General features: G+C 32.4%; 6 protein-coding genes. 4 read left to right on the plus strand and 2 right to left on the minus strand.

All coding sequences use genetic code 11. The annotated features are described in order from the left end of the window. Positions 1 to 224: 224 nt before the first annotated feature. Both SJY34_RS03375 and SJY34_RS03380 read right to left on the minus strand, forming a co-directional pair. On the minus strand, positions 225 to 5,453 hold the full coding sequence (locus tag SJY34_RS03375; RefSeq protein ID WP_400078905.1) for a T9SS type A sorting domain-containing protein: 5,229 nt from the start codon (positions 5,451 to 5,453) through the stop codon (positions 225 to 227). 248 nt (positions 5,454 to 5,701) lie between these two features. Next, entirely contained in the window at positions 5,702 to 7,360 is a 1,659-nt protein-coding gene (locus SJY34_RS03380; protein ID WP_400078907.1) for a hypothetical protein, read from the minus strand. A gap of 257 nt (positions 7,361 to 7,617) precedes the next feature. On the opposite strand from SJY34_RS03380, the gene asnB reads away from it, so the two are divergent. The 4 genes from asnB (at position 7,618) to SJY34_RS03400 (ending at position 13,816) form a co-directional block, all read left to right on the plus strand. Further along, positions 7,618 to 9,429, plus strand: a complete 1,812-nt coding sequence (asnB, locus tag SJY34_RS03385) for an asparagine synthase (glutamine-hydrolyzing) (RefSeq protein WP_400078909.1) — start codon at positions 7,618 to 7,620, stop codon at positions 9,427 to 9,429. A 430-nt stretch (positions 9,430 to 9,859) separates the two neighbouring features. Continuing rightward, positions 9,860 to 11,239 (plus strand): nucleotide sugar dehydrogenase, encoded by a 1,380-nt coding sequence (locus tag SJY34_RS03390; protein ID WP_400078911.1) that lies wholly within the window; start codon positions 9,860 to 9,862, stop codon positions 11,237 to 11,239. A gap of 93 nt (positions 11,240 to 11,332) precedes the next feature. After that, positions 11,333 to 12,271: a glycosyltransferase gene (locus tag SJY34_RS03395; RefSeq protein ID WP_400078913.1), complete on the plus strand. Its 939-nt coding sequence runs from the start codon at positions 11,333 to 11,335 to the stop codon at positions 12,269 to 12,271. A 6-nt stretch (positions 12,272 to 12,277) separates the two neighbouring features. Next, positions 12,278 to 13,816 carry a lipopolysaccharide biosynthesis protein gene (locus SJY34_RS03400; RefSeq protein WP_400078915.1) on the plus strand — a complete coding sequence of 513 codons (1,539 nt, stop codon included), beginning with the start codon at positions 12,278 to 12,280 and terminating at the stop codon, positions 13,814 to 13,816. The last annotated feature ends 2 nt before the right edge of the window (positions 13,817 to 13,818 follow it).

Raw genomic sequence — 13,818 nt, forward strand, 5'->3', positions numbered from 1 at the left:
AACTATTTGAAATTTTTGTTTTTCGTTACTACCCAAAAGAATAAAGCAAAAATTTCATCAGTATTTCCGCAAAGGTTATATAAAACACTGAATGAAATCAGTAAAATTCAAAACAGTTATAATAAAAATTAATACATTAAAATTCTTAGAATAAAGGGAATTGAGATAAATAAAAAAGCACTTAAATGAAATATTTAAGTGCTTTTTTATGCGTAGAACTGGTATTATTTAACAATTAATCTTTTCATTATTTCTCTATTCATATCTATTAGTTTTACAAAATACACTCCAGTTTGAAGCCTACTAATATCTATTTGTCTCGTTGTGCTTGGGTCCAAATCTTCATTCTCAATTTTTGTACTTTGAATTAACTTGCCCGTTACGTCATATATATGAACAGAAGAAACTATTAAAGCACCTCCTGATAATTTCACATTAACAAGATCTTTTGCTGGATTCGGGTAAATATCAAAAGAAAATAACCCATTCTCTATCGAAGTCTCATTATCGTTTTCACAATTGAGATTAACATCAACAGTTACAGTAGCTTCATCAAAATCTAGAGCGTTAAATACTGTTACAGTATAATCTGTTGTCTCAGTTGGAGACACTTCTATAGTCTGTGTAATTTCACCAGTACTCCAAACATATTCATCACCGCCAGTTGCAGTTAAAGTGGCAGTTTCATTTAAACAAATAAATACATCTTCGCCAGCATCTGCAGCAACTGGTTCTAATACTTTTACTGTGACTGCCTTCTCATCAGAGCAATCTCCAATATAACCATACACCTCGTATGTTGTTGTAGCTGAAGGACTAACAGCAATATTTGGTTGAGACGCTCCATTACTCCATTGGTAAGTATTTGCTCCAGAGGCAGATAAGGTAATAAAATCACCATTTAAAATTTCAACACTCTCACCATTAGCAATTACCACTTCTGGACTTGGCTCTACATAAACAGTAGCATCATCAGTATCTTCTTGTCCGTTATACATAACAGTAACGGAATAAGTCGTTGTGGACAATGGACTAACTGTTATACTTTGCGTAGTATCACCAGTACTCCATAAATAACTATCTCCTTGATTTGCTGTTAAAACTACTTCATATGTTTCATTATCACAAACATACTTATCACCTCCCGCAGATGCTACAAATAACGTTTCTACTATAACTGTAACTTCAGCTTGCATTGAACAACCATTTGAGGTTCCTATTACCGTGTATGTTGTTGTTTGAGTTGGATTAACAGTAATTGAACTTGAAGTTTCACCTGTATCCCATAAATAAGTATCCGCTCCTGAAGCCACTATAGTTGTAGTTTCTCCCTCAATTATATTAATATCGTCACTAACAGTTACAACTGGCATATCGTTTACTGTAACTGTTACAGTATCTGAAGCAGAATTACCCCAATTGTCCGCAACAGTAACGGTATATGTCGTTGTCTGATTTGGAGTTACCGAGATATTAGCACTCATCTCTCCAGTATCCCAACTATATGTTAATCCACCAGAGGCTTCGAGAGTAATTGTTTCCCCATTACATATGGATACATCTTCTCCTGCATTAGCATTTAATTCTGGAATTACTGTAATTGTTACTTCCTCTGAAGTTTGGCATCCATTGGATGAATAACCAATAACACTATATGTAGTAGTAACTGCAGGAGTCACTGTAATTGTTTCTGTGGTTTCACCAGTGCTCCATAAATAAGAATTGGCACCACTCACGACTAATTCTGCGCTTTCCCTTTCAAAAATCATAAAATTATCACTCAGACTTAAATTTGGAGCGTCATTTACAGTTACTGTTACACTATCCGAATCAGTATTTCCGTAATCATCTGTAACAGTTACACTATAAGTTGTTGTCACCGTTGGACTTACAGTAGGATTTGAAACTGTTTCTCCAGTATTCCATAAGTAGGTAGTTCCACCAGTTGCACTTAGAGTAACACTTTCTCCACTACAAATTATAATATCCTCTCCGGCATCTGCAATGACCTCTGGTATTATGATTACTGTAATTTCTTCTGTAGATTGACATCCATTTACTGCTAAACCTGTAACAGAATATATTGTTGTCTCAGAAGGACTAACAACAATTGAATCTGAAGTTTCACCAGTATTCCAAGTATAAGAATCAGCTCCACTTACTGTGAGAACTGCAGAATTCCCAGAAATTAGTACTATATCGTCACTTACTGTAAGATCTGGAGATTCAATGGTAAATATAGTTACTTCATCGGTGTCAGAGCAATTATTAGTGAATACTTCCACAGAATAAGTGGTATCTTCTGATGGGTTTACCGTAATCGAATTTGTAGTTTCACCTGTATTCCATAGGTAGGTATCACCACCTTCAGCGGTCAATACTACAGTTTCGTTTTCACAAACTGTTTGGTCTTCTCCAGCATACGCCGTGGGTCTAGGATTAACTGTTACTGTTACATCATCAGAATCAGCATTTCCATAATCATCAGAAACGGTAACTGTATAAGTTGTTGTTTCCGTAGGACTAAATGTTGGAGAAGCACCAACATCACCAGTATTCCATAAGTAAGTTATTCCACCTGATGCATTTAAAGTAACACTTTCACCAAGACATATTGCTACGTCTTCACCAGCATTTGCATTTAATTCTTCTATAACAGTTACTCTAACTTCGGCTGAGTTTTGACATCCATTTTCTGACAGACCTGTTACTGTATAAGTGGTTGTAACAATAGGACTTACTGTAATCGTTTCAGTTGTTTCACCAGTATTCCAAGTGTAAGAGCTACCTCCACTTGCCGTAAGTGTAGCTGAATTTCCTTCCATGAGCCAAATATCTTCATCAACAGAAATATCTGGTAACTCAATTACAAAAATTGTAACACTATCTGTATTGGTAAACCCGTAATCATCTTCTACTGTTACTGTATATGTTGTCGTTTCTGTTGGATTAACACTTAATTCTGAACCAACATCTCCAGTATTCCAAGTATATATTGCACCACCTGAAGCAGTTAATATCACATTATCACCACTACAGACAGTAACATCGTCTCCTGCGCTGGCAATGATTTCAGGAACTACTGTCACAATAATTTCCTCATTAGCAATACAACCATTAGTATTGACAGAGCTAACTGTATATGAGGTTGTAACATCTGGTGATACTGTTATAGATTCTGTAGTTTCACCTGTACTCCATTCATAATTATCACTACCACTTACTGTTAATACTGCAGAGCTACCTATTAAAATTGCTATATCATCAGAAACTGTAATATTTGGAATTTCATTAACAGAAATTGTGACACTATCAGTACTCGAACAATTATTGGAAGTTACTTCCACTTCATATATAGTTTCTGCACTTGGGGTAACATTAATAGCTTCTGTTGTTTCTCCAGTGCTCCATAAATAGGTCTCACCTCCAGTAGCTGTTAGGGTAATTGTATCTCCATTACAAATGATTTGATCTTCACCTGCATTTGCTACGGGATAGGCATTTACCTCTACTGTAACACTGGCTTCAGCAGACTGACCAAAATTGTCAGAAACTGTTACAGTATAAATTTCTGTTGTTTCTGGTGTTACTTCAATACTCTCAGTAGTCTCTCCTGTATTCCATACATAAGTGGTGCCTCCACTTGCAGTAAGAGTAGCACTTTCACCTTCACAAATCCGTTGGTCATTACCTGCGCTAGCAAGTAGCGCTTCAGGAAAAACCGTTATTTGGGAGGTATCTGTATATTCACCATCATTGGTTGTAAAAGTTATAGTAACTTCGCCCACTGCAACTGGTGTAACTACTCCATTAGAATCAACCGTTGCAATAGATTCGTCACTAGAACTCCATACACCGCTTTTATTTGTAGCATTTTCTGGACTAATTGTTGCCGTTAATGTGATTGTATTTGGTATTTGTGTTTCAGCTGTTTCAGGCAATATTGCAACACCTTCGACTGCTATTGCATTAATGTCAGCGTCAACACCATTAAGGTATAATTCCAAATATGTATAATAACTTCCTTCTGGTTTATCATTGTGATTTTCACCAGCTGGTACATTAGCTTGAAACCAAACTTCAGGAATATGTGGATTAGAAACATAAAAATTATCTGGTCTTACATTGATGGGAACATCGCTTATTGAAGCCAAAAAGTTCGCATACCTTTCACCTTCAACAAAAGAAGGTTGGTTATTGTTTGGGCCAGCACCTCCGTTAGTATAAGGCTCTGGAGTATCTGTTTGTACAATGTTTACATAATCAGTGTCGTTAGCATCTCTGTAAATACCGTAAGTACCATCTTCATTAAGGTATTTGTTAGCACCTGCATTTTCTGGAACATTTATCGAAGCTTCGACAGCCGTCATTAATGGAATTGGTTCAGCAATTGAAGGATGCATAGTATTTGTAAATTGATCGCTTGGCAATAATACATTTTGAGCTCCACCATCAAACCAAACCCAGAGAGGCTCATTGCTTGCATTTGGATCGGTGAAGTTATCTTGTATTATATTACCTCTAGAGTAAATACTCAAATCACCTAAGTTGGGAATTGCACAGTTTAACGAATATCTAGTAGGATTGCTCTGAAAAGTATATTCGTAACTTTGTAAATTACCCATAAAATAATAATTATTTATATGGTTTAATTGAGCACCGCCCATTGCCAGTGAAAGTCTATATTTCCAATCATAGACGACATTATTAATAATATCGAATCTCCCTCTACCTGCTACATTTGGTGTTCTATGCGAGATGTTTACAAACAAAGTTGTAAGAAAACTATTGTCATACGTAAACAAACCATTGTTGGTAGAATCACTATCCCCAAAAATGGAACCCGTTTTTCCTTCAGCAATTAATCCTCGTTGAAAGGTGATGTTTCGTGCATCTTCACCACGCATATCAAAAACTTCATCATTAGAATAACTAATTGACATATGATCTAATATAGCTGTATTGGCATTACCTCGACCATATAATAGAAACCCATCAGATTCTCCTAATGGCTGCATTCTTATTCTAAGGTATCTCAATATAGCATTACTGCAGTCTACTAAACTTAAAAATTGATTTCCACCTTTATTGGTGATAGTTATTCCACCTTCAGGAGCAGATTGACCAGCAATTGTTAAATTAGTACCACTTATTTGTAAACTGTAATCTAAAGCGATTGTACCACTAACATCAAAAACTATTGTTGCAGGTCTTGGTTGAGCTACAGCCCATCTGAGAGTTCCTGGAGTTGGATTACCATTTGTATAACTATCATCTATTCTCGTTACATGGTGCACATAGCCTCCTCTTCCACCACTAGCATAAGCACCTGCTCCATATGCCGTAGGAAAGGCTTTTTCTTGTGCTATTAAACTTAATGAGGATGAAATAAAGAGAATTAATAGCAGGGTTAAGTTACAAAGTAAATTTGTCTCGAAATTTGGGGATTTCATAGGGTAAAACTTTTTCTTTAGGTAAATTTGGTTTGACAATCTAATTAATAATCTACTTATTATTTGTTTAAACACACTAAAATTCGACAAAATGGATTTATATGTAAGAATTTTATGTAATATATACTCGTTTATCGAATATTCATTTTATATACGTTATTAAAATTTATTTTAGATGTCTAAGTTAGATAGTTTAACAGGTTAAAGAATTGACTTACTTAAAAGCCTCATATTATTTAGATAAATTATCATCTCCTCCTTCTAATTAAAGCATCAGTTACTGTAAGTTTATTACAATTATTTATGGTATGCGTTGAAATTAAATCTTTCTCCCAATTAGGATAAATTGATTGTATAGTTTCTTCTTTATAAGACTTTGTGGTTAGTTCAACAATTTCATTTATTTTCATACCGTGACCGTAACCTTTTGCAGAATTTTGTGATGGTCTAAATATTTTGCCATTGTTTTTAAAGATGTTTCCTGCAGGGCGCGATTGACTAACATCAGACACTATCGGATTACTAGGATGACTGATCCAATCATCATCAAGCAAACTATCTGAATAAAAAAGAAAAAGTTCATCCAAGGATGATGCCCCTTCATTTTCTGTTATATTACAAAAAAGCCAATATTTACCATTATGCTTTAGTATGGTTGTATCCACGGCGTTCACATCTTGCATTAATACTTTGTGCAACTGCCATTGCAAAGGAAAAGCAGTGCATTTATATAATTCAATCGTTCCATTACCAGAGGACTCAGGAATCATATATAAGTCAGATCCCTCCTCGATAAGAAAAGGATATGACAAATGATAATCCTTATCAATTATAATCTTTGGTGGTTCAAAATTTCCATCAGAATCTATTTCGAGCACGGCAATTTTTCCAATATTTTCTTTATAAATGAGTTCTTCGAAAAATATAAAATAAGAACCGTTTCTTTCCATTACAAATGGATCAGCCCAAAATCTATCCTTTGGAGGAACTATGCGTTTAAATTCATGAAAAGAGGTTGCCCAGTCATTTTTATCTTCAAATTTATACAACATTATCCACTGACCGAAATAAAAGAAATTTTTAATAGTGAAAACAATTTTATTCGAATAAATCTTATAGAATGTAGATAAAACTTCACTGTTTTTTGGCAAACCCAAAGGTTGATTGTCAAAAAATTCTGGATGGCTATTTTCTTGTTCTAATTTATTAAAAAAATCTTCTTTTCCAAGTGAATGAAGCTGTTCTAACTTTCTTGGTAAAAGAGATAATGCCTTCCAATAGGACGCGTTATTAGTTCGATTAACACTCAATTTCTCAGTTGACGAATAGGATCTAGCCAATATTTTACCTCCATCTATTTTTTCTGCCAAAATTTCCAACAACGCACCAGTTACATCTTGTCTCTTAAAAACCTCCCATGCTCCTGGTGGACCTCCTCTATTGATAATTCTTTCACTATGGCAATAAGACCAGATACCACAGCTAGGCACATTTAGTATATCACCTTTTAAACCGATGTAACATAAGTTTATTAGTACATCTATTTGATATGTTTTAATTTTATCGATATCAACAGAAGAGAAATAGTCGCTATTTTCTATTTGCGAAGTTTGCACGATAATTTCATCACATTGAACAACACTTTTAATGTTTTTATTAGCAAAAGCATTTGGATGAGGCTTAAACAACTTATTTTCAAATTTTGTATATAAAATCCAAAAAATGTGGTTTCTATTTACCCATAACTTCTTAAATGAAGAACTATGTTTTATTGGGGTTTTAGAGTTTTTTACAATTAAGACAATTTCTGAATTACCGCTATTAACTATTCTTTCTAACATTTTGTGCGACCAAGCAGGTATATTATCATTGTCTGTTAGCAGTCCTATTCGTAATTTTTTATTCATAATTATGTTTAAAGCTTAACTACTCTATATTCTAATTCTTATTGGAACCAAAAGTAACTATTTTTTAAATTTAAGTTCTATAACATTTCTTTTCTAAAAGAAGCTGTGACAACTAAATCTGAAAAATAGACTCCAATAACCTTAATAAATATAATATTTTAAACATGTTACCCAACTTTTTTTGCTTTTCCACTGTTCTTTTTTAAAAGAAAGTGTTTTTAAAATAAAAATGTGTTTTTTTACAAAAAATTAAAAATATGTGCGGTATATATTTAACAAATATTCCTTACGAAGATAAAGAGGTAAGAGCTAAACTCGATTCTATTAATTTTAGAGGCCCCGACTTTATGGGAATTGATAAGATTGACAACCTTACTCTTGGTCACTTACGCCTTTCGATATTAGATTTAGACCCCAGATCTAATCAGCCGATGGATTTTGATAATTTGACTATTGTTTTTAACGGTGAGATATATAATTATAAAGACGTAAAGAAAGATCTTGTAAGTTTAGGCTATATTTTTAAAACAGAGAGTGATACTGAAGTTTTACTTATTGGTTACAAGCATTGGGGAAAAGCTGTACTAGAAAAAATCAATGGTATGTTCGCTTTTTCGATATACGATTCTGTTGCGAAAACTATATTTTCAGCAAGAGACAGAATGGGTGTAAAACCTTTTTATTATTACTGGGATGGTGAAAAATTTGAAATTTGTAGTCAGATTAAGCCAATGTTAGCAGGTAAAAAAATAAATGACGAGGCTATTTCTATGTATTTAGACTGCATGTTTGTTCCAAGTCCTTACACAATAGTTGAAAACGTATATAAATTACCTCCCGGAAACTCGATGGAAATTGATTTAAATACCAATACCCTTAAGATTGATAAGTATTGGAATTTAAAAGATGTTGTCATAAAGGGTATTTCATACGATGATGCAAAAAAAGAATTACATCAATTGCTACTCGATGCTGTTAAAATTAGGCTACAGTCAGATGTACCTATCGGCTCATTTCTGTCTGGAGGTATAGACTCTGCTTTGGTTTCTGCGATTGCGGCTGAGGTTTCTGAGACTAAAATCAATACCTTCTCTATAGGATTTGATGATCCTGATTTTGATGAAAGTAAGATTGCAGAGCAATATGCAGAAATTCTTAACACTAAACATAAAACAACAATATGTAATCCTGATGACATTCTAAAATTAATTCCAAAACTAACTCACGTCTATGATGAGCCTTTTGCAGATAGTTCTGCACTACCCTCTTTACTGCTCAATAAAGTAACCAAACAATACGTAACGGTCGCACTTTCAGGTGATGGTGGAGATGAAAGTTTTATTGGATATAATTATTTTCATTCTTTAGTTAGTAATAAAAAAATTATGGATATTCCGTATCCAATAAGAAAACTGATTTCTAGTTCAGGAATATTGAAGCTTTTTGGAATGAACACACATCGTATTACTAATGCCTTGAATACAAAAAGTAGAAATGATTTTATTGAAAACATATTTTCTAGAAAAGGCTTTCTCCTCAAGGAGAAAAGACAAGATTATATGAAACACTATCAAGGCTATAAAAAATGGTCGAATATTTTTTTACAAAAAGCTGCAGATCTAAATATAAAACTTTGGTTAGAAAATGATAGTAACGTAAAAGTAGATAGGGCCAGCATGGCCTATTCGGTAGAGGTTAGAAGCCCTTTCTTGGATTATAGAGTAGTTGAGTATGCAAGATCTCTTCCAATGAGTTTTAGATTTGAAAAAGGACGACAAAAAAGAATCTTAAGGGATATTTTAAAAGAATACATTCCAGAAGAAGTCTTTAATCAGCCGAAAAGAGGTTTTTCTGTTCCGATAGGTGATTGGATGCGCACAGAACTAAGAGAGGAATTCCTTTCTTCTCTAAATGACGAATTTCTAAATAAAGTTCCCAATCTAAATATTAAGAAATTCAAAAAGCTTCTAAGTGAGCATATGAGCGGTAAATTCGATCACACAGTACATGTCTGGAAATTATATGTTTTAAGTAAATGGTACGAAGAATTTGAAAATAAAAATCATTAGCAACTTATATAAAGTCTTTATAATGGGTCTTTTTCAATTCAATTTACGCTTTTAAGAATGGAGTTTATCGTTAAAAGCTGGTAGTTTATATAAAAATACGTGCTAGTTTAGATTATTTTTCACACATTTGTTGGCGTTTATATATAATGACCCCAAATCTAATGATTTATAAACTATTAAGCTCAAAATTAACATCGATTATAACAAGTGAAATTGTTATAAAAATTAGTAGAACTTACACCCTATTCTCCTCTAGTTCTACCTCAAATAATATTTCATATCAACTTATTATTGAACAAACGAAGAATATTTTATCTTCACGCAATGATAATAGAGGCAATCAATTCTATTATTACTTTGATATTAAAAGTATTATTGTTTCAAATAATATAATACTAAATTAAATTCTAAATATAAAATTAACGATCTTATGAAAATAAATAAAATATGCTGCATTGGTGCTGGTTACGTTGGTGGTCCTACCATGGCAGTAATTGCCAAAATGAATCCTAATATACAAGTAACTATTGTAGATATTAATAAAGAACGAATTGCTGCTTGGAATGATGATGACGTATCTAAGTTACCAATTTATGAACCTGGTTTGGCTGATATAGTTGAAGAAACAAGAGGTAAGAATCTATTTTTCTCTACCGAAATTGACAAAGCTATTGATGAGTCGGAAATGATATTTATCTCAGTAAACACTCCTACTAAAACTTATGGAAAAGGAAAGGGAATGGCTGCTGATTTAAAATATGTAGAGCTTTGTGCTAGAAACATAGCTGAGGTTGCAACAACAGATAAAATCGTAGTAGAAAAATCGACTTTACCCGTAAGAACAGCGCAAGCTATAAAAAGTATATTACACAATACAGGTAGTGATGTAAAGTTTAGTATTTTGTCTAATCCTGAGTTTCTTGCTGAAGGCACTGCTATACAGGATCTCTTGAATCCTGATCGCGTTTTAATTGGTGGTGAATCCGAAGATGCTATTGAAAGTTTAGCAAATATTTATGGAAGTTGGGTTTCTCAAGACAGAATTTTAAGAACTAATGTATGGTCCTCTGAGTTATCGAAATTAACTGCAAATGCATTCTTAGCGCAAAGAATTTCTTCTATCAATGCTATTTCTGAGCTATGTGAACATACTGAAGCAAATGTTACAGAAGTTGCAAAAGCAATAGGCATGGACTCTCGTATAGGTCCAAAATTCTTAAATGCCTCTATTGGATTTGGTGGTTCTTGTTTTCAAAAAGATATTTTAAATCTCGTTTATATAGCAAGAAGTTATAATTTACAAGCTGTTGCAGATTATTGGGAACAAGTAATAATACTTAATGATCACCAAAAAAGAAGATTCTCTGATCAACTTATTAGCACATTATATAACACTGTTTCAGGAAAGAAAATTGGTATGCTCGGTTGGGCTTTTAAGAAAGACACCAATGATACCCGAGAATCTGCAGCCATATATGTTGCCGACCATTTACTTAATGAACAAGCCGAAATATCCGTTTATGACCCTAAAGTTAGCGAATCTAGAATCCAAGCTGATTTAAATTATTTAAATACAAGATCAGAAGAAGAAAATAAAACATTGGTTAAAACCAATAACTCACCATACGAAGCCCTAAAAGATGCCCATGCCGTAGCTATTATGACAGAATGGGATGAGTTTAAGACTTATGATTGGTCAAAAATCTATGAAGGGATGAAAAAACCAGCATTCATTTTTGATGGAAGAAATCTATTGGATAAAGACAAAATGGAAACCATAGGATTTGAATATTCTTCGATTGGAAAATAATTATGTCTTCAATGAAATGGCTCAAATATTCAAGTATTGATATAGTGGGAATTAAATTTAGTAAAATGTATAACCCGAATAATTTTTAAGGTTATGGAAGAGAAAATTAGTGTCATTATACCAGTTTATAAAGTTGAAGAGTATTTAAATAGATGCATTGATAGTATAATTAATCAAACTTATAAGAATTTAGAAATTATTCTTGTAAATGATGGTTCACCTGATAAAAGTGGTGAAATCTGTGATTCTTATACCTCTATAGATGATAGAGTAATTGTAATTCATAAGGAAAATGAAGGTTCGAGTTGCGCCAGAAATGCAGGCTTGGATGTTGCGACTGGTGATTATATTTCGTATGTAGATAGTGATGACTATTTAGAGGTTAATATGCTTGAAACCGTTATGAAATACATGCTAAAGAATAACCTTGAAGTTCTAGAAATTGAACCAAAATTCTCAACTGGAAATAAAATTTTTGATAATAAATTTGCCATAGAAGATACGGTTACTGCAACAAATAGAATTATTGCCAATGTTAATTTTGCGGTATGGAGAAGAGTGTTCAAAAAATCTCTAGTAGAAGACATGAGGTTTATTCCTAAAATTATACATCAAGATGTGTTTTACACCATGGATATGCTAAAGAGAACCTCTAGACATGGTTATTTAAATACTGCATTGTACAATTATAATAGTGATAATGAAAGTATAATTAGAAGTAAATATTCACTAGAAAAAATAAAAATAAGTCAAAGAGCAACAGAATATATAATCAACAATAGTGTTGACCATCCTTCTGTAAAAAAAACAGTGGCTAATTACGTCACGTATTCCTTTACTGATCATTATTTTCTACTAAGTCGAAACACAAATTTTGATCCTGATAAGTTTTATAGAAAAAAATTAAAAAAAGGGATTTCAAAATCTCTAAGCTTTAATAACGCCAATTTTAGATCATTGTTGGTCATACTCTTGCCAAGTAAAATATTAGAATACATCTCCTCTGGGTATCAATCCATAAAATCAAGCTAATACCTAATGTCTAGAGTTGCCTTAACTATAAAAAATGCTTGGATTGCCTTATTATTTCAAGTAATTTATGTTGTAATTCAATTTTTTTCTAGAAATATATTTCTTGAAAAATTGGGTGATGAATTTATAGGTACCGTTGAGACTTTAAAAAGCATTTTGCAATTTTTAAACTTATCAGAATTAGGTATTGGTGCAGCTGTAGGGTTTTCACTATATAAGCCTATTTTTGATAACAATAGAGAGAAAATAAATGAAATTATTGGGTATTTAGGCTTTTTATATAAGAGAATAGGACTATTTGTTCTAGTTTCTGGTTTAATATTAATGCTATTTTTTCCATATTTTTTCCATGATACAACTATTAACATGGGCACTATAATATTTTTATTTATAGCTCTATTAACCAGTAATTTGTTAAGTTATTTCTTTGCTTATTATATGTTTCTTTTAGAAGCAGATCAAAAAAGTTATATAAATATAACTATAGGTCAGAGTGTATTTGTTTTAAGGTTATTATTACAATGTTTAGTACTTCTTTACTTTAAAGATGTGTATTTATGGATTCTTTTAGAGTTACTAACTCCTTTTATTTACATATTTATTCTTCGTAAAAAAATAAGACAAGTTTATCCTTGGTTGAATTTTAAATTTAGAGTAACTAAGGAAGTTAGAAAAAACAATGTTGCTCTACTTAAAAAAATAAAACAAATTAGTTTTCATAAATTAGGGACTTTTGTTAGCAACAGTACAGACAATATTGTAATCTATTCATTGGTAAGTCCTGCAATGGTAGCTTTTGTTGGCAACTACCAAATGGTTATGAATAATATTAACCTATTGGTAGGTAAATTGTTTGATGGGACAAATGCTAGTGTTGGAAACTTAGTGGCAGAAAATGACCTTAAAAATATGATGAAGGTGTTTTGGGAATTTATGGCCTTACGCTTTTTTATAGCTGGTTGTACCTCTATCCTTCTCTATCTAGGTTTTGATAGCTTAATAAGCTTGTGGTTAGGCGATAAGTATCTGCTATCCAATACGATTCTATTAGTATTAATAATCATATTTTTCATGTTACAAGTTAGACAACCTGTAGATAGCTTTAAGCAGGCTTACGGACTCTATGACGATATTTGGTCTCCTGTTATTCAGAGTGTTATTAATTTAGTACTCTCAATTATCTTTGTACTAAAATATGGTGTTATTGGTGTGTTTTTAGGAACGCTAATAAGTCAGTTTATCATAGTAATGCTTTGGCGTCCTTACTACGTATTTAAGTATGGTTTTAAAATTAATCATTTTCAATACTGGAAAGGTTTTGGCTTCCATTTACTATGTTTCGCAGCTACATATACTGTGTATCATTATATATCAATAAATTTGAGTGTTGAATCGAGTACTGATTTTCTTTCGTTAATTTTGAAATTGCTTAAATTTGGAGTATTGTTTTTTGGAATATATTTCGCAATATTGACTCTATTCAGTAGAGGTTTTAAAAATTTATTAGTTAGGATTTTGGAGCTTATTAAAAATAAAATTAAGTAAAA

The sequence above is a fragment of the Winogradskyella sp. R77965 genome, from assembly GCF_044594915.1.
In the GTDB taxonomy this organism is placed as follows: domain Bacteria; phylum Bacteroidota; class Bacteroidia; order Flavobacteriales; family Flavobacteriaceae; genus Winogradskyella.